The following is a 17060-nucleotide window of genomic DNA, read 5'->3' on the forward strand; positions in this document are numbered from 1 at the left end:
GTTCCTTGTTCAGTCCTTGGGCAGCCCGAGGCCGGGTGCCAACCGCTCGAGCGCAAGCCGGGCGAGCGGCACCTCGACGCCGAGCTCGTCGGCGAGCGCGATCGCGAAGCCGAGGTCCTTCTCCGCCAGCGCGACCACGTGGCCGAAGACGCCGTGCCAGAAGTCGGTCTCCTCGATCGGCGCGGTGGTCTCGCGGTGCATGATCGCGCCCGGGCCGCCGGTGATCGCGTCGGTGTGGCGTACGACGTCGCCGAGCGCCACCAGATCTAGTCCGGCCGCTTCGGCAAGGCGCTGGGCCTCGGTGGCGGCGGTGAAGGAGGCGAAGTGGAGCAGGTTGCGGGCCAGCTTGAATCTGGTCCCTGCGCCGACCGGGCCGGCATGGACCACCTTGGAGCCCATCGCCTTCAGGACCGGGCCGGCTGCTGCGTACGCCTCCGGGCTGCCGCCCACCAGGATGGCCAGGGTGCCTTGGGCGGCTCCCATCGGGCCGCCGGAGACGGGGGCGTCGAGCACGCTCACCCCGTGCGGCTCGGCGGTCGCCGCCAGCTCGGCAGGCGTGTCGGGAGCGACCGTGGAGTGCACCAGGACCGTCAGCGGGGTTTGCGACGGCCGGTCGCCGACGGCGGTGAGCACGTCGGCGATCACCTGGCGAACCTGGTCGTCGTCACGCACCATCACGCTGAGCACGTCGACGGCCGAGGCGAGTTCGGCGACCGAGCCTGCCGCCTTCGCACCGGCGGCGCCGAGCTCGGCGACGGGCTCCTCGGCGATGTCGTGCACCCACAGCTCGATCCCATCCGTGGCGGCGAGCTGGAGCGCCATCGGCTTGCCGATGTTGCCGAGGCCGACGAAGCCCGCGCGCGTCCTGGGCACCGCGTTCACAGCCGGAACGTCCCGCCGCCGTCGACGGCGATGATCTGGCCGGAGATCCACGAGGAGTCCTCGGAGAGGAGGAACTTCGCGGTTCCGACCATGTCCTCGGTGGTGCCGAGGCGCTTGATCGCCATCTGCTTCGTCATCTCCTTGGCCGCGTCACCGGCCTGGGTGCGGGTCGCCTCGGTGTCCGTCGGCCCCGGCGCGATCGCGTTCACCCGGATGTTCATCCCGCCGAGCTCGTGGGCGAGCTGCTGGGTCAGCCCGTTGATGCCGACCTTGGCCAGTCCGTAGAAGCCGGAGTAGAGGTAGGCGGCGGTCGAGGACTGGTTGACGATTGCCCCGCCGCCCCGTTTCTGCATCGCCGGATAGACCGCACGGGTCATCACCAGGGCTCCGTTGAGGTTCACGCTCATGAACTTCTCGTAGTAGTCCCAGTCGACGGTGATCAGCAGGTCGAAGGCCATGTCGCCGTAGATCGCGGCGTTGTTGATCAGCCCGTCGATCCCGCCGTACGCCTCGGTCGTCTCGGCCACCAGCGCGGCCGCCGACGCGTGGTCGGAGACGTCGCAGCGTACGAAGCGTGCGACGCCGCCGGCCGCCTCGATCTCCTTGGCGACCTGCTGCCCCTTCTCCTCGTTCAGGTCGGCGACGACGACGGCGGCTCCCTCGGCGGCCAGCCCCTTGGCGTACGCCTCCCCGATCCCCTGCGCCGCCCCGGTGACGACGATGACCTTGTCCTTGAACCTCATGGTCTCTCCTGTGCTCATGCCGGCTCCGCGATCAGCTTGGTCTCGAGGTACTCCTCGAAGCCTTCGACGCCCATCTCCCGGCCGAGGCCGGACTGCTTGTAGCCGCCGAAGGGGGCGTCGGGGCCGAACCACTGGCCGCCGTTGACTCCGATGGTGCCGGTGCGGATCCGGGCGGCGACCGACTTCGCGCGCTCGAGCGAACCGGACTCCACGGAGCCGGAGAGGCCGTAGGGCGAGTCGTTGGCGAGGCGTACGGCGTCGTCGTCGCCGTCGTGCGGGATCACCGTCAGCACGGGGCCGAAGATCTCCTCGCGGGCGACGCGGGCGGTGTTGTCGAGGCCGGCAATGACGGTGGGCTGGATCCAGAAGCCGCCGGCGAGGTCGCCGTCCTGGACCGCGACGGCGCCACCGGTGGCGATGCGGCCACCCTCTTCCTCGGCGAGCGCGAGGTAGCCGAGGATGCGGTCGCGTTGGACCGCGGAGATCACCGGGCCGCAGATCGTGCCGGCATCGGCCGGGTCGCCCGCACCGAGTGAGGCCATCGTCGCCGCGGCCGCTTCGACGGCCGCGTCGTATGACTCCCGAGGCACCAGCAGCCGGGTGGTCAAGGCGCAGCCCTGACCTGCGTGAACGGATACCGAGAAGGCTGCCATCGAGGCGGCCGAGGCGACATCGGCGTCGTCGAGGACGATCGCCGCGGACTTGCCGCCGAGCTCGAGGAAGACCTTCTTCAGGCTCGGCGCCGCGGCCGCCATGATCGCCCGGCCGGTCGCCGTCGAGCCGGTGAAGGAGACCAGGTCGACCCGCGGGTCCTCGGCCAGCATCGCGGCCACCCGGTTGTCACGCGGGGTGACGACGTTGAACACGCCCGGCGGGAGGTCGGTGTGCTCGGCCGCCAGCCGTCCCAGCTCCGCGGCCAGCCACGGCGTGTCCGGGGCGGGCTTGAGGATCACGGTGTTGCCGGCCGCCAGCGCCGGGCCGATCTTGGCCAGGTTGATCTGGTTGGGGAAGTTCCACGGGGTGATCGCCGCGACGACCCCGACGGCCTCGCGCCGCACCGTACGCCGCGAGGAGATGCCCATCGTGACCCCGACGCCGAGGTCCCGCTCCCACTCGAAGGACTCGGCCAGGTCGATGGTCCACTTCAACGTCTCGACCGGGGTGTCGAACTGCGGACCGGCGACCAGGAACGCGGGTGCGCCGACCTCGGCGGTCGTCAGCTCGCGCAGCGCCTCGGCGTTGTCGAGGATCGCCTGGTGGAGCTGGCGCAGGCACCGGATCCGCAGCGCCACGTCGGTCGACCAGTCGGTCTCGTCGAAGGCCTTGCGTGCGGCCGCGATCGCGGCGTCCATGTCCTGGGCCGTCGAGTCGGGCGCGCGCCCGATCTCCTGCCCGGTGGCCGGGTTGAGGATGGCGTACGTCTCGCCGGAGCTGGCCGCGCCGAGCTTGCCGTCGACGAGCTGCTGGGCGGGCGGGTTGGTGGGGGTCCTGGTCGTCACACGGGCTCCTGGGTCACGAAGTTCCCGGCCGCCACCGGCGGCGGCCAGACGGTCGAGGGCAGGTCGGCGAGGCGGTAGTGGCCGGGCTGCTCGATGCCGTTCAGCGACATCCGCTCCAGCAGCCCGGCGGTGGCCTTCTTGGCCTTGACGATGTCGAGGAAGGTGGTCGCGGTGGACCCGAGGTCGAACCAGTCCCGCTGCCAGGCGAACTCCAGTCCGTCGCCGTCGGGCCGCGCCGCGACCCCGAACCAGGAGCCGCCGATCCCGAGGATCTCGTACTCCTCGCCGGTCGCGTCGTCGACGATCCCGGCCCGCTGCCGCCAGAAGCCGATCACCATGGCGTTGACGTCGTCGATGACCGTCGCCTGGTAGTCGTAGTGCCAGCCCTCGAGCCCGGCCATCTCGGTGCCGAGCGCCCACTCCCGGATCTGCTCGCGGCCGACGGCCATGAAGTGCTCGTCGGGGGTGTACATCCACCCGTACGTCGCGTCCTCGGCGTACGCGTCGGCCAGCGGCGACCAGTTGCCGTCGGCCTCCGCCTTGCGGTTGAGGTCGAGCCAGTGGGCCCAGAACCCCTCGATCTCGGCGCGGTCCATTCAGTCCTCCAAAATGAGAGCGAAAGCGGGGCAGTACTTCACGGCCGCGCGCGCGGCAGGAAGCTGCTCCTCGGACGGTTCGGTGATGCGTACGACGACGTGGTCGCCGTCGTCGTCGAAGGCGAAGAGCTCAGGGGCCTCGGCGAGACACTCCTGGTGCCCCTGGCAGAGCCCCAGGTCAGCAGCGAGCTTCATGACGATCTCCGCCGGTAGCGGACCCGGCAGGGCTGCTGGAGCTGGATCACCATCTTGGTGAAGTCGTCGGCGTACGACTCCAGCGGCTGTGCCGCCTCGAACGAGTAGTCGCGCAGGATGACCGAGAAGATCGCCTTCATCTGCATCATCGCGAACGCGTTGCCGACGCAGCGGTGCTTGCCGGCGCCGAACGGGATCCAGGTCCAGCGGTTCTGCATGTCCTCCTGGCGCGGGTCGATGTAGCGGCTCGGGTCGAAGGAGTCCGCCTTCGGGAAGTCGGCCTCGATCCGGTTGGAGACTCGTGGCGAGGCGGCGAGCAGGGTGCCGGCCGGGATGGTCTCGCCGAGCAGCTCGAAGTCCTCGCGCACCAAGCGCATCAGGATGATCAGCGGCGGGTGCAGCCGCAGCGTCTCCTTGAGCGCCGCCTCGAGCACCGGGATCGAGCGCAGCGCCTGGAAGGAGACCTCGCTGCCGTCCGCGTAGAGGTCGTCGAGCTCGCCGACGACGTCCGCCATCACCGACGGGTTTCGCAACAGCTCGATCATCGCCCACGAGGCGGTGCCGGAGGAGGTGTGGTGGCCGGCGAACATCATCGAGATGAAGACGCCGGTGATGGTGTCGGTGTCCATGTCGATCGAGATGAGCACGTCGAGCAGGTCGCGCTCCTCGCGAGGGACCTTGCCCCGCGCGACCCGCTTGTCGATGATCGCCTGGACCAGCGCGACAAGCTTCTCCCGGGCGTCATCGCGCATCCGGAAGCTCTCGATGTCGGCGTAGGCGTCGACGTACGCGATCGCGTCCGTGCCGTGCTCCAGCTCGTGATAGTGCTGGGCGAAGGAGGAGTCGAGCTCCTCGCGGAACGGCTTCCCGACCAGGCACGCCGAGGTGGTGTAGATGGTCAGCTCGGCGAAGAAGTCGAGCAGGTCGATCTCCCCCTCCTCGCCCCAGCCGGCGATCATCCGGCGGATCTCGGCCTCGATCGTCTGCGCGTGCCCGCGCATCATGTCGCCGCGCAGCGCCTGGTTCTTCAGCATCTGCTGCCGCTCCTCCGGAGAGGCGTCGAAGACGACGCCCTTGCCGAAGATCGGCGTCATGAACGGGTACGCGGCCGCCTGGTCGAGCACGTCGTCGGGCGCCCGGAAGAACGCCTCGTTGGCCTCTGCCCCGGTGACCAGGACGACGTCCTTGTCAGCGAGCCGGAAGCGCCCGAGGTCGCCGCACTCCTCGCGGACGCGGGTGAAAAGCGAGATCGGGTCGACCCGCATCTCGGGCAGATGTCCGGTGCCGCGGATGATCTCGGGGACGCTCGGGTCCTGGTCGTCCAGGACGGTAGAGACGGTGGGGATCGTCATCGTGGCTCCCGTCGGTCGCTTCGCTCCCCGGGCCCTGCGGGAGCCTGCACAGGGGCTTCGGGGTTGACGTCGATGGTGCTGATGTGGACTCCGCGCTTGGCGGTCACGACCGACGTGATCGCGTCGGCCAGCGCCTGGGCCTTGAGGAAGTGCGGGTGGCGCGCGAGGCCCCACCTGACCCACTGCTCCAGCACGAACCCGCCGAGCTCGGCGGGCCACTCGTTGCCGATGTCGGAGTGGGTGGGTCCGGGTCGCACGATGGAGGCCCGGACGCCGGTGCCCTCGAGCTCCATCCGGAGCGCGTTGACCATGCCTTCGAGGCCCCACTTGGAGGCTGCGTACGCACCCATGAACGGTCGCGGCCTCACCGCCACGTCGGAGGAGAGGAAGACCAGGTCGCCGCGCTGCCGCTCGATCATCCCGGGCCCGAAGGCGCGCAGGACCCGGTGTGCGCCGAGCAGGTTGATGTCGACCTGGCCACCGAAGGTCTCCGTGGAGACGTCGACGGTCGCCCCTGGATGGGTGACGCCGGCGTTGCTGACCACGACCTCGATCTCGCCCAGGTCGGCGACCGCCTTCGCGGCGAACTCGGCGACCGAGTCGTCCGAGGTCACGTCGAGGGGGTGCGCGACCGCCTCTCCCCCGTCGGCCCGGATCGCGGCGGCGATCTCCTCGACCCGGTCGAGCCGCCGGGCGCCGAGCGCGACCGGGAAACCGGCCGTGGCCAGCGCCTTCGCGGTCTCCGCACCGATCCCGGACGAGGCGCCGGTGATCACCGCCGGGCGGCGGTCGGGCTGTGCGTACTTCATGCGTCCTCCCGGGATGCTGACCGAGGTGACTCGGCGAATGCGTACTGACCTCGCGGAACTCCACGAAGTAGGTGGTCGCCGACCGAGTTACCTCGGCGAGCATCCGTCGCGCTGACCGAGATACCTCGGTGAGCATCCGCCCCGCTCATCGCGCCCTCCGGGTGAACGTGACGGGCAGCTCAGCGAACCCACGCACGCTTGTGGAGTGCACGCGGACAGCGCGGTCGGCCTGGACCTCGAACCCAGACGTACGCCGCACCAGCTCGGCCAGCACGACGCGGGCCTCGAGCCGGGCGAGGTTGGCGCCGAGGCAGAAGTGGCGGCCGACGCCGAAGCTCATGATCCTGCCGAGCTCGTCGGAGGGGCGATGGATGTCGAAGACGTCCGGGGCGGTGAAGACGCGCTCGTCGCGGTTGGCCGAGCCGAGCAGGACGAGCAGCTTCGACCCGGCGGGAACGACCTGGCCGTGGAGCTCGACGTCTTCGGCGACGTAGCGGGCCAGCATCTGGCTGGAGGTGTCGTGGCGCAGGGTCTCCTCGATCCACGAGCCCACCGGTGCGGTGTCCTCGGGATCGGCAAAGACCTCGGCGAGCTGAGACTGATGGGCGCCGAGGTGGAAGAGCGCGTTGCCGAGCAGCTTGGTGGTGGTCTCGTTGCCGGCGACAACCATCAGGAACAGGAACGCGATCACCTCGTGGTCGAGCAGCCGATCGCCGTCGACCTCGGCCTCGATGAGTGCCGAGGTGAGGTCCTCGCTCGGCTGCTTGCGCCGCTGCGCGACCATCTCGGCGTAGTAGCCGATCAGCTCGAGGGCGGCCGTCATACCGGCCTCCGGCACGTCGCGTACGCCGTCCTCACGGTGCACCACCAGGTCGGCCAGGCGGCGCACCTCGTCGCGGTCGGCGACGGGGACGCCCATCATCTCCGAGATGACATCCATGGGGAGCTTGCCGGCGAGCTCGGCGATCCAGTCCACCTCTCCCGTCTCGGCGCAGGTCGTGACCAACGCGTCGAGATAGTGGTCGGCGAGCGCCTGGATCTGCGGCGCGAGCTCGCGTACGCGGCGGGGCGTGAACCCGGCCGAGACCAGCTTCCGCAGCCGGGTCTGCTCCCTGCCGTCCAAGGCCAGGAAAGACATCACCCGATGGGCCTCGGCGTTCCAGGCGCTGGCGTCGAGCGAGACCCCCATCCGGTTGGAGAAGGTGATGTCGTTCTTCACCGCGGCGTGCACGTCGGCATGCCGGGAGAGCGCCCAGAAGTCGTCGGAGGCGTTGTAGTAGAGCGGCGCCTCGTCCCGCAGCCGGGCATAGACCGGGTAGGGGTCCTCGTGGAAGTCGTAGTCGTAGGGGTCGAAGATCTCGGTGGTGGTGCTCGTCATCTCACTCCATCTCGGCCGACGATCACGGCAACGACCGGGGCGAGCCGGTCGGCCATCTCGTCGTAGGTCATCAGGCCCATGCCCGCCTGCAGCAGCGCCCCGGAGAAGGCGAGCAGCAGGGCTTCGCGCTCGGCGTCGGCCGCACCGTCGCCGAGCGCCGCCTCGAACCGGGCAGCGAACTCGGCCCCGATCCGCAGCCGCAGCCGCTCGACGTCTGAGTCGCTGCCCAGCAGCGCCGGCGTGACCGCCGCCGCGAGCGCCGGCTCCTCCGCGATCCGCGCCGTCAGGCCGCCGACGGCCGCCTGCACCCGCTCGACGCGGGAGCCGGTCTCCTCGACCGCGGGCGTCTGAGCCAGATGGCGCCAGAAGAGCTCGGCGAAGAGGTGGTTCCTGGAGGCGAGGTAGGTGTAGGCCGTGGCCGGGGACACCCCGGCCCGCGCGGCGACCGAACGGATCGTCAATGCCTCGTGCCCGACCTCGCGCAGCTCCTCCAGACCTGCAGCGAACACGCGCTCGACTGTTTCCGCCTGGCGGGTGCTCGTTGCGCTGGACACGTGTCCAGATTAGAACACGTTCTCGTTTCGGGCAAGGGGTGAACGGGACGCGATCGGGGTACCGCACTGACATGCCGAGAACAGACGTGCTGGGTGAAGAGCTCCAGCGACAACGCGACGTCCTCAAGCTGGTGGGTGCGACACTGAAGGCCGCCGAGATCCCGTTCGCACTCGCCGGCGGGTACGCAGTCTGGACCCGAGGCGGGCCGGAGAGCACCCACGACGTGGACTTCGTGCTCCCTCAGGAGTGCGTCGAGGACGCCGTGCGCGCGCTGGTCCTGAACGGGATGGACACCGTCGACGCCCCCGAGGACTGGCTGGTGAAGGTCGGTCGCGACACCGTGGTCGTCGACCTGATCCATCGGCTCCCGACCGGGCCCGTCGACGAGGAGCTGCTGGTGCGGTGCACCGACCTGCCGGTCGACTCCGTCACCATGCCCGTCATGTCCTCGACGGACCTGCTCATCTCGCGCATGCTGGCGCTGAGCGAGCACGCCTGCGACCTGTCCCCGATTCTCGGCTCCGCACGTGCCCTGCGCGAGCAGATCGACTGGCGGCTGGTGCGACAGGAGGCGAAGCGAAGCCCCTTCGCACAGACCGCGATCGGCCTTCTCGACGCGCTCGCCATCATAGAAGGAAGCAGTATTGGAGGCGATGATGCCTGATCCGATTCGTGTGGCAGCAGTGGGTGACGTACATCTGGCCGACGACCTGCGCGGCCGCTACGCGCCGCTGCTCACGGACATCTCCGAGGAGGCAGACGCACTGCTGGTCGCCGGAGACCTCACCCAGCACGGGACGGTCCAGGAGGCCGAGGCGTTCGCCGACGAGTTCGACGCCGCCGATGTGCCCGTCCTGGTCGTCCTCGGCAACCACGACTACCACTCCGGGGCCGAGCGCGACATCGTCCGGCTGCTGGAGGACCGCGGGGTGACCGTCCTCGAAGGCACCTCGACCACCATCGACACGGATGCCGGCCGCCTCGGCGTCGCCGGCATCAAGGGCTTCTGCCTCGGCTTCGTCGGCCGGTGCGCAGCGGACTTCGGCGAACCCGAGATGAAGGCCTTCACCGGGCACGGCATCGAGACCGCCGCGCTCCTGCGCGAAGCCCTCGACGACCTCGCCGGCGAGGATCCGGACGTCACCGTCGCGCTGTCACACTTCGCTCCCGTCGACGACACGCTGCTCGGCGAGCCGAAGGAGATCTGGCCGTTCCTCGGCAACTACCGGCTCGGCGAGGCGATCGACGAGACGGGTGTGGACCTGGCGGTCCACGGCCACGCCCACGCCGGGCGCGAGAAGGGCATCACCCCGGCCGGGGTGCCCGTACGAAACGTCGCCCAACCCGTCATCCAGGCAGCGTTCCGTGTCTACGACGTCGTCCCCAGGAGGTCGGCATGAACGAGCAGCAGACGCGAGATCTCGAGCGCGAGATCGCGACCGACCCGCGCACCAACGAGCTGGGCATCCGGCTCCAGGTACGCGGCGACAACCTCGTCGTCTCCGGCGAGGTGGCCTCCGAGGAGCGCCGGTCCACGGTCCTCGAGATCATCAGGGAGCGCGACACCGGGCTCGACATCGTCGACTACATCGTGCTCAGCGCCGAGCCCGGGCCGGGCGGACCGCAGCACGAGCAGATACAGCCACCACGAAGGAGCTGATCATCGATGAACGGCACCATCGTCGCGGTAGTGATCGGGATGATCCTGTTCTGGAGCGTCCTGACCCTCATCGCCGCGCTCCTCGACCGGCGCCGCAGCCACCAGATCGAGGAAGACCTGAGCGAGATGGAGCGCAAATACCATCTCGACGGCAGTGACCGGTACGGGAGCTTCGACCAGCGACCCCACGGAGCCCACCGAGCCCGCTGACCCCGCTGAGCCTGCTCAGACGCCAGGCGGAAGCCTGGTGAAGTCGGGCTCCCGCCCCTCGGCGAAGGCGACGAGCGCCTCGATGTTGGCGGGCCCGCCGAGCAGCTCGGCGAACTTGGCGTTCTCGAGCTCCCGGGCGGCCTCGGTCCCGGGACGCAGCGACGCCGTCATCGTCTCCTTGACCGCGACCAGGCTGCTGATCGGCCTCGCAGCGAGCGTGGCGGCGTGGTCCCAGGCGACCTCGAGGAGCTCCTCTGGCTCGGTGACCCGCCAGACGAGCCCCATCTCGTGGGCCTCCTCGGCGCTGAACCACTCCCCCGACATCAGCATCCAGGCGGCGTTCTGACGTCCGATCAGCCGCGGGAACAGGAAGCTGGAGGCCGCCTCCGGCGCGACCCCGAGCGTCGTGAACGGCGTCTTGAACCTCGCCTTCGTCGAGGCGAGGACCAGGTCGGCAAAGCCGAGGAGCGTCACGCCGATGCCTAGCCCCAGCCCGTTGACGGCGACGACCAGCGGCTTGGAGAACGCGGCCAGGGAGTCGACGAGGCTGATGAACCCGTGGGCGGCGCTCTCGTCGCCACCCGAGGCGGTCTCCTTCATCTCGACCAGGTCGGTCCCGGCCGAGAACGCTCGGCCGGACCCCGTCAGCAGCACCACGGCCACCTCAGGGTCCTCGTCGGCCTCGCGCAGCGCCTCGGCGAGGGCGACATAGAGCGCCTGGCTGAACGCGTTGAGCTGGTCAGGACGGTTGAGGGTGAGCGTACGGACGCGGTCGCGGTCCTGGCTCAGCAGCAGGTCTGACATGTGGGGGTCTCCTATCGGCCGAGGATCAGGTCGGCGGCGCGCTCCCCGATCATGATCGAGGGTGCGTTGGTGTTGCCACCGGTGATGGAGGGCATCACGCTCGCGTCGGCGACGCGCAGGCCGTCGATGCTCAGCACCCGTAGCGACGGGTCGACCACGGCGCGCTCGTCCGACCCCATCCGGCAGGTGCCGACGCCGTGGTAGACGCTGTGCACGATGTTGGGCAGCAGCTCACGGGTCGCCTCGTCGGTGGCGTACGACGGTCCGGGCGAGATCTCGCCCTGGCTGTCCCCGAGGCCGACCATCATCTCGCGCACCTTCGCGATGCCGTCGAGGAGCACCTCGGTGTCCTTGCCCGAGGTCAGGTAGGCCGGATCGAGCAGCGGGTGCGCGGACGGGTCGGCGCTGGCCAGGCGTACGGTGCCGCGGCTCTCTGGGTAGATCAGCGTCGGCAGGATGCACAGGCCGGGCTTGCTCGTCGGCGGCCGGATGGCCTTCTCGCCGTCCTGGTTCGGGAACGGGTAGACCCAGTAGAGGACGTGCAGCTGCAGGTCGGGGACCTGACCGGCCAGGGCGCTGCGTACGAAGCCGAAGGCCTCGAACTGCGAGCCGGCCGCCCAGCCCTTGCGGGTGAGCCGAGACTTCGCGAAGCCGGCCGCGAAGTAGGCGGGCGTGGGCCGCCGCAGCGCCGAGTCCATCCGGAACGAGACCGGCACGAAGAGGTGGTCGTGGAAGTTGTCGCCGACCGGAAGGTCGGCGTGGACCTGGATGCCGTGGTCGCGGAGGTGGTCGGAATGACCGATTCCGGAGAGCATCAGCAGATGCGGCGAGCCGTAGACGCCGGCCGCCACGATGACCTCTCGGCTCGCCCGGATGGTCTGCTTGTCGCCGTCCGCACCGACGACCTCGACGCCGGTCGCGCGCGAGCCCTCGATCCGTACGCGGGTGGCCTGGGCCTTGGTCAGGATCAGCAGGTTGTCCAGTGGCTGCTCGCGCAGGTAGGCCTTCGAGGCCGAGTAGCGGCGCCCCTCGGAGGCGCTGAGCTGGACGACGCCGACGCCCTCCTGCTCCTTGCCGTTGTAGTCGTCGAGAGCGCCGACCCCGAGCCGCTTGGGGGCTTCGTCGAGCCAGGACTGCGTCGCCGGGGTGAGGTCCTTCTGGTAGCGCACCTTGACCGGTCCGCCTTCGCCGCGGAACTCGTCTCCGCCGCCTTCGAAGTCCTCCATCCGCTTGAACGCCGGCAGCACGTCGTCGTAGGACCATCCGGTCGCGCCGTCGGCTGCCCAGTCGTCGAAGTTCTGGCGGTTGCCGCGCACCCAGAGCATGCCGTTGATCGAGGACGAGCCGCCCAGCACCTTGCCGCGGGTCATCGGGATGACCCGGTCGAGGGCGGCGCTCTGCGGAACCGACTTGTAGCCCCAGTCGACCAGCTTCTTCAGCTGTGGCGTGGAGAGCATCGCGGCGACCGCGCCGGGCAGCTCGAGCAGGTTCTTGATCCCGAAGGCGGTGTCCTTGCCGCCCGCCTCGATCACGATCACGCTGGCACCGCTCTCGGCCAGCCTGCGGGCGGTGGCGCAGCCCGCGCTCCCGGCGCCTACGACGATGTAGTCGGCTTCCATGTTCACTTCTCTCTCCCGGCGATCCCTTCCGCAAAGACTAGAACACGTTCTACTGTTGTGTCATGCGCCACGGCATCGTCCTGTTCACCTCGGACCGCGGCATCGCGCCCGCCGAGCTCGCCTCCGCCGCCGAGGAGCGCGGTTTCGACACGTTCTACGTGCCCGAGCACACCCACATCCCGGTGCGCCGCGACGCCTTGCACCCCACCGGCGGCACCGAGCTCCCCGACGACCGTTACCTGCGTACGCTCGACCCCTGGGTCACGCTCGGGACCTGCGCCGCGGTGACCTCGCGGATCGGGCTCTCGACGGCAGTCGCGCTGCCGGTGGAGTCCGACCCGATCACGCTCGCCAAGACGATCGCGACCCTCGATCACCTCTCCGGCGGCCGGGTCTCGCTGGGCGTCGGGTTCGGCTGGAACACCGACGAGCTCGCCGACCACGGCATCCCGGGCGACCGTAAGCGCACCGCGCTGAAGGAGTACCTGGAGGCGATGCGCGCACTGTGGACCGAGGAAGAGGCGGCCTACGAGGGTGAGTTCGTCTCCTTCGGCCCGTCGTGGGCCTACCCGAAGCCACCGCAGGGCCGGATCCCGACGATCGTCGGCGCCGGCGGCGGCCCCAAGACGCTGCGCTGGATCGCCCGCAACGCCGAGGGCTGGATGTCGACCCCGACCGAGGCCGGCATCGGCGACAAGGTGAAGACGCTGCAGGACGAGTGGGAATCGGCCGGCCGCGAGGGCAAGCCCGAGGTGCGCGTGCTCGTCGCGAAGCGGCCCACACCCGACGACCTGGCCGAGTGGTCGGTCGCCGACGAGCTGATCTGGGGCGTCCCCGACACCGAGCCGGCCGGCGTACTCACCTACCTCGACAAGCTCGCGGGCAGGCTCGACCTCGGCTGATCAGCCGAGCCGCTCGCGCAGGAACCCGACGATCCGGTCCAGGCCGCCTCGCGAGGCCGGCGAGATGCCCGGCAGGGTGAGATAGGCATGGGTCGCCAGGCGCGGGCAGTGCACGGTGACCTCCACCCCAGCCGTACGCAGCGCCGCGGCGTAACGCTCGGCGTGCGAGCGCATCGGGTCGAACCGCGCGGTGAGCACCAGGGCAGGCGGCAGACCCTCGTGGGACGTCGCTCGCAGCGGCGAGACCGACCACTCCTCGGCGAGCGAACCGTCTCCGCCGAGGTAGTGCCCGACTATCCCGCCCAGGCCCGGACCACGCAGCCCGACGAGATCGACGAGCGGGTAGATGAGCACCTGACCGCGGATCCGCGACTCTCCCTCGTCACGGGCGCGTAGCGCCAGGACCGCGGCCAGCGTGCCACCGGCACTGTCACCCAGGACCGCGATCCTCGCCGGGTCCGCGCCGAGGTCATCCGCGTTCGCCACGGCCCACGTCAGCACGCTCCAGCAGTCCTCGACCGCCGCCGGATAGGGATGCTCCGGCGCGAGCCGGTAGGCCGGCGCGATGACGACGGCGCCGATGCGGGCTGCGATCCGGCCGGCCATCCAGCGCGACTGCTCGGGCGATCCCCAGCACCAGCCGCCACCATGGAAGGCCAGCACGATCGGCCGCCCCGAGGCCAGGGCGCGCGGGATGTGGAGCCGCAGCCGGATCTCGCCGGCCCAGGCCTCGCGCACCACCACGCCCGGGTCGTCCGCTCCGAAGACCCAGGTCAGGCTGCGGTTCGCCAACAGCGCCGCCCGCCGCTGGCGGAGCTCGACCATCCCGTCCACACCGCGATCCTGCACCTGGATGGCGGTCTTCGTCATGACGTACGGCCGACCGATGGCCGAACGGCAGCCCACAGCTCACGCAGACAGCACCCAAAATAGAACACGTTCTACTATGATCGGCTCATGAGTGACATCAGCGAGATAGAGCAGCTCAAGTACCGCTACGTACGCCTCCTCGACACCAAGCAGTGGGACGAGTTCGCCACCTGCTTCAGCGATGACGCCACCGCCGACTACGCCGGGCTCTCCTTCACCTCGCCCACCGAGCTGGTCGACTACATGCGGACGAACCTGCCCGCGGAGATCATCACGATGCACCACCTCCACCACCCGGAGATCGCGGTCGACGGCGAGTCAGCCACCGGCCGCTGGTATCTCTACGACAAGGTCTTCGCCCCCGCCTTCGAGTTCGCCCTCGAAGGCGCCGCCTTCTACGAGGACCGCTACGTCCGTACGCCGCAGGGCTGGCGCATCGCCCACACCGGCTACCAGCGCACCTGGGAGCTCACCACCAGCCTCAAGGACCAGCCCCACGCGAAGTTCACCGGACCCGGCGGACCGGCCACGCACGCCTGAGAACGGCGGTAGGTTCGGCACCATGCGGATCGCCTTCGGAACCGACGACGAGAACGAGACGACCCGAGCCGTGCTCGCCGAGCTGCAGGAGCGCGGCGACGTCGAGATCGTCGAGACCGACTCCTGGCCCGACCTCGGCGCCGGCATCGGCCGAGCGGTCGTCGAGGGCCGCGCCGACGTCGGTGTGGTGATGTGCTGGACCGGGACCGGCACGGCGATCGCCGCCAACAAGGTGCCAGGCGTACGCGCCGCCCTCGCCTGGGAGCCCTGGATCGCCCGCAACGCGCGCCTGTGGAACGACGCCAACGTCCTGGCGATGAGCCTCAAGCGTCTCGCCCCGGACGTCGCGGTCGAGGTCACCCGAGCCTTCCTCGACGAGACCGACCCCGACCCCGAGGAAGCGGCCGCGATCAAGCGCCTCGACGAGCTGTGAGCCCCACCGGGGCACCGCGCGACTGCCCGATCAGCAGCAGGCGCAGCCGTCGTCGCAGCTTTCGTGGCCGGCAAGAGCTCCCGCCGGAGAACAGCAGACCTCACCGCGCCAGGCGTTGATCCCCTCCCCCACGGCCAGGGCCGCGATGACGAGCGCCGCGACCGAATCGGCCCACCACCAGCCCCACGCACTGTTGGCGAGCAACCCGACGAGCAGCGCCGCGGACATGTAGGTGCACAGCAGCGTCTGCTTGGAGTCGGCCACGGCGGAGTGGGAGCCGAGCTCGTTGCCGGTGCGGCGCTGGACCCAGGAGGCAGCGGGCATGACGAGCAGGCTGAGCGCGGCGATGCCGATGCCGAGACCGGAATGGTCGGCGGCGTGCCCGGCGATCAGGCTGGTGACGGCGTCAAAGGTGACGAAGGCAGCGAGCCCGAAGAACGAGAACGCGATGATCCGCAGCGCGACCTTCTCGCGGGCCTCGGGGTCGCGACCGGCGAACTGCCAGGCGACGGCGAGAGCGGACGAGACCTCGATGACCGAGTCGAGGCCGAAACCGAGCAGCGCGGCCGAGCCGGCGATCGTCCCGGCCGCGATCGCCACCACGGCCTCGATCACGTTGTAGGCGATGGTGAAGGCGACCAGGAGGCGGACCCGTCGCACCAGGACGGCACTGCGGGACGGATCGGGTCCCAACGGCGTCGCGCCACCGGGTCGGCCGATGACATGGATCGGAAGGTCGGAGCTCACCAGGTCACCTCGTGGCACTGCCGGGTGGGAGCGGTCTCGGTCTGGAGGGTGGCGTGCTCGATCCGGTGCCGGGTGGCGAGCGCGGTCTGCGCGTCGGTCAGCACGGCTTGGGCATCGGTGCCGGCATCCAGGACGAGATGAGCGGTGGCGACGTGCATCCCGGAGGTCAACGTCCACACGTGCAGGTCGTGGACGCCGTCCACGCCCGGGACGGCTTCGAGGTCGGCGACGACCTGGTCGACCTCCATGCCCTCGGGGACGTGCTGGCCGAGGACCGCCAGGACCTGGCGGCCCAGGGCTATGGCGCGTACGGCGACGAAGACCCCGATCGCGACGGCCACGGCGGTGTCCCACAACGGCTGCCCGGTGGCGGCGACCAGCAGTCCGGCCACGATCACGCCGACGCTTCCGGCGGCATCCGCGACCACCTCGAAGTAGGCGCCCTTGAGGTTGAGCGACTCACTCGCCCCCGCGCGCAGGAGCAGCATCGAGACCAGGTTGATGGCAAGACCGATGGCGCCGACCACGAGCATCGCCCCGGTCTGGACCTCGGATCCCTCCCCGATGCGGCCGATCGCCTCGAGCACGACGTAGACCGCGACCCCGAGCATCACCAGGACGGTCAGGCCGGAGGCGAACACCTCGACCCGGTAGGAGCCGTACGTGCGGCGGCCGGTGGTGTCGGCGCGGCTGGCGATCCGGGTCGCGACCAGCGCCGCGCCCAGCGCGACGACGTCCGCGGTCATGTGGCCAGCGTCCGAGATCAGTGCCAGCGACCCCGACCACAGCCCTGCGACGAGCTCGACGACCAGGAACGCTGCCACCATGACGAAGGTGACGGCCAGCCGCCACCGATGCCTGCCGCCGGCGTGGCCCATAGCAGCGCCGTGCCCGTGTCCGTGTCCGTGGCCCATCAGCAGCAGCCCTGCTCGGCGGAGTCGCGGCAGGCCTCCGGGTCGGTGACCAGGATCAGGTCGTGCAGGTCAGCCAGTGCGTGCGCGAGGCGGCCGTCGGCGAGCTCGTAACGCGTACGCCTGCCCTCGGGGACGGCGACGACCAGGCCGCAGCCGCGCAGACAGGCCAGGTGGTTCGACATCGACTGGCGCGTCACCCCCAGCGACTCGGAGAGCTCGGCCGGATAGGCCGGACCCTCACGCAGCTGCATCAGCACCCGGGCCCGGGTGGCGTCGGAGAGGGCGTGCCCGAACCGGGCGAGCGCGTCCAGAGACGAGGTGGTGGCGGTGACCATGCCGAGACAGTACAGCG

Annotated in this window: 22 protein-coding genes; 7 read left to right on the top strand and 15 right to left on the bottom strand. The window is 70.2% G+C overall.

All coding sequences use genetic code 11. The features are described from left to right. Positions 1-9 precede the first annotated feature (9 nt). The 9 genes from ABTW65_RS03665 to ABTW65_RS03705 form a co-directional block, all read right to left on the bottom strand. The gene (locus ABTW65_RS03665) at positions 10-882 is read right to left on the bottom strand and encodes an NAD(P)-dependent oxidoreductase (RefSeq protein WP_350658557.1); all 873 of its coding nucleotides are present in this window, start codon (positions 880-882) and stop codon (positions 10-12) included. Then, a complete protein-coding gene (locus ABTW65_RS03670) occupies positions 879-1643 on the bottom strand; it encodes an SDR family oxidoreductase (protein WP_350658558.1) in 765 nt (254 codons plus the stop codon). Before ABTW65_RS03670 ends, ABTW65_RS03665 begins: the two co-directional genes overlap by 4 nt. Beyond that, the gene (locus ABTW65_RS03675) at positions 1640-3124 is read right to left on the bottom strand and encodes an aldehyde dehydrogenase (RefSeq protein WP_350658559.1); all 1485 of its coding nucleotides are present in this window, start codon (positions 3122-3124) and stop codon (positions 1640-1642) included. Before ABTW65_RS03675 ends, ABTW65_RS03670 begins: the two co-directional genes overlap by 4 nt. Further along, on the bottom strand, positions 3121-3720 hold the full coding sequence (locus tag ABTW65_RS03680) for a hypothetical protein (protein WP_350658560.1): 600 nt from the start codon (positions 3718-3720) through the stop codon (positions 3121-3123). The genes ABTW65_RS03675 and ABTW65_RS03680 overlap by 4 nt, the downstream gene beginning before the upstream one ends. After that, positions 3721-3915: a ferredoxin gene (locus ABTW65_RS03685; protein ID WP_350658561.1), complete on the bottom strand. Its 195-nt coding sequence runs from the start codon at positions 3913-3915 to the stop codon at positions 3721-3723. Then, positions 3912-5267, bottom strand: a complete 1356-nt coding sequence (locus tag ABTW65_RS03690) for a cytochrome P450 (protein WP_350658562.1) — start codon at positions 5265-5267, stop codon at positions 3912-3914. Before ABTW65_RS03690 ends, ABTW65_RS03685 begins: the two co-directional genes overlap by 4 nt. Then, positions 5264-6076 carry an SDR family oxidoreductase gene (locus tag ABTW65_RS03695; RefSeq protein WP_350658563.1) on the bottom strand — a complete coding sequence of 271 codons (813 nt, stop codon included), beginning with the start codon at positions 6074-6076 and terminating at the stop codon, positions 5264-5266. The genes ABTW65_RS03690 and ABTW65_RS03695 overlap by 4 nt, the downstream gene beginning before the upstream one ends. A 145-nt stretch (positions 6077-6221) precedes the next feature. After that, positions 6222-7454 (bottom strand): cytochrome P450, encoded by a 1233-nt coding sequence (locus ABTW65_RS03700; protein ID WP_350658564.1) that lies wholly within the window; start codon positions 7452-7454, stop codon positions 6222-6224. Continuing rightward, complete coding sequence (locus ABTW65_RS03705) at positions 7451-8008, bottom strand: TetR/AcrR family transcriptional regulator (protein WP_350658565.1); 558 nt, start codon at positions 8006-8008, stop codon at positions 7451-7453. The genes ABTW65_RS03700 and ABTW65_RS03705 overlap by 4 nt, the downstream gene beginning before the upstream one ends. Positions 8009-8079: 71 nt before the next feature. Between ABTW65_RS03705 and ABTW65_RS03710 the strand changes: the two genes are divergently transcribed. Genes ABTW65_RS03710 through ABTW65_RS03725 form a run of 4 tightly spaced genes read left to right on the top strand, consistent with a single transcriptional unit; the run spans position 8080 to position 9879 of the window. Continuing rightward, positions 8080-8673 carry a nucleotidyltransferase family protein gene (locus ABTW65_RS03710; RefSeq protein ID WP_350658566.1) on the top strand — a complete coding sequence of 198 codons (594 nt, stop codon included), beginning with the start codon at positions 8080-8082 and terminating at the stop codon, positions 8671-8673. Beyond that, positions 8666-9409, top strand: coding sequence for a metallophosphoesterase family protein (locus tag ABTW65_RS03715; RefSeq protein ID WP_350658567.1), 744 nt, complete (start codon positions 8666-8668; stop codon positions 9407-9409). The genes ABTW65_RS03710 and ABTW65_RS03715 overlap by 8 nt, the downstream gene beginning before the upstream one ends. After that, positions 9406-9669, top strand: coding sequence for a hypothetical protein (locus ABTW65_RS03720; RefSeq protein WP_350658568.1), 264 nt, complete (start codon positions 9406-9408; stop codon positions 9667-9669). Before ABTW65_RS03715 ends, ABTW65_RS03720 begins: the two co-directional genes overlap by 4 nt. Positions 9670-9675: 6 nt before the next feature. Further along, positions 9676-9879, top strand: coding sequence for a hypothetical protein (locus ABTW65_RS03725; protein ID WP_350658569.1), 204 nt, complete (start codon positions 9676-9678; stop codon positions 9877-9879). A 15-nt stretch (positions 9880-9894) separates the two neighbouring features. On the opposite strand, the gene ABTW65_RS03730 is transcribed toward ABTW65_RS03725, so the two are convergent. Next, complete coding sequence (locus ABTW65_RS03730; protein WP_350658570.1) at positions 9895-10683, bottom strand: enoyl-CoA hydratase-related protein; 789 nt, start codon at positions 10681-10683, stop codon at positions 9895-9897. Between the two features lie 11 nt (positions 10684-10694). After that, the gene (locus tag ABTW65_RS03735; RefSeq protein WP_350658571.1) at positions 10695-12302 is read right to left on the bottom strand and encodes a GMC family oxidoreductase; all 1608 of its coding nucleotides are present in this window, start codon (positions 12300-12302) and stop codon (positions 10695-10697) included. Between the two features lie 62 nt (positions 12303-12364). On the opposite strand from ABTW65_RS03735, the gene ABTW65_RS03740 reads away from it, so the two are divergent. Further along, a complete protein-coding gene (locus ABTW65_RS03740; RefSeq protein WP_350658572.1) occupies positions 12365-13204 on the top strand; it encodes an LLM class F420-dependent oxidoreductase in 840 nt (279 codons plus the stop codon). On the opposite strand, the gene ABTW65_RS03745 is transcribed toward ABTW65_RS03740, so the two are convergent. After that, positions 13205-14074, bottom strand: a complete 870-nt coding sequence (locus ABTW65_RS03745) for an alpha/beta hydrolase (RefSeq protein WP_350658573.1) — start codon at positions 14072-14074, stop codon at positions 13205-13207. 87 nt (positions 14075-14161) lie between these two features. Between ABTW65_RS03745 and ABTW65_RS03750 the strand changes: the two genes are divergently transcribed. Next, positions 14162-14614 carry a nuclear transport factor 2 family protein gene (locus ABTW65_RS03750; protein ID WP_350658574.1) on the top strand — a complete coding sequence of 151 codons (453 nt, stop codon included), beginning with the start codon at positions 14162-14164 and terminating at the stop codon, positions 14612-14614. A 22-nt stretch (positions 14615-14636) separates the two neighbouring features. Next, positions 14637-15047, top strand: a complete 411-nt coding sequence (locus ABTW65_RS03755) for an RpiB/LacA/LacB family sugar-phosphate isomerase (RefSeq protein ID WP_350658575.1) — start codon at positions 14637-14639, stop codon at positions 15045-15047. Positions 15048-15077: 30 nt separating this feature from the next. Here the strand turns inward: ABTW65_RS03755 and ABTW65_RS03760 are convergent, their stop codons facing one another. The 3 genes from ABTW65_RS03760 to ABTW65_RS03770 are packed head-to-tail and all read right to left on the bottom strand — an operon-like array spanning position 15078 to position 17043. Continuing rightward, positions 15078-15794 carry a cation diffusion facilitator family transporter gene (locus ABTW65_RS03760; RefSeq protein WP_350658576.1) on the bottom strand — a complete coding sequence of 239 codons (717 nt, stop codon included), beginning with the start codon at positions 15792-15794 and terminating at the stop codon, positions 15078-15080. Beyond that, on the bottom strand, positions 15791-16708 hold the full coding sequence (locus ABTW65_RS03765) for a cation diffusion facilitator family transporter (RefSeq protein ID WP_350658577.1): 918 nt from the start codon (positions 16706-16708) through the stop codon (positions 15791-15793). Before ABTW65_RS03765 ends, ABTW65_RS03760 begins: the two co-directional genes overlap by 4 nt. Beyond that, the gene (locus ABTW65_RS03770) at positions 16708-17043 is read right to left on the bottom strand and encodes an ArsR/SmtB family transcription factor (RefSeq protein WP_141804731.1); all 336 of its coding nucleotides are present in this window, start codon (positions 17041-17043) and stop codon (positions 16708-16710) included. Before ABTW65_RS03770 ends, ABTW65_RS03765 begins: the two co-directional genes overlap by 1 nt. Positions 17044-17060 lie beyond the last annotated feature (17 nt).

It is taken from the genome of Nocardioides sp. NPDC127503 (genome assembly GCF_040302165.1).
In the GTDB taxonomy this organism is placed as follows: Bacteria; Actinomycetota; Actinomycetes; order Propionibacteriales; family Nocardioidaceae; genus Nocardioides.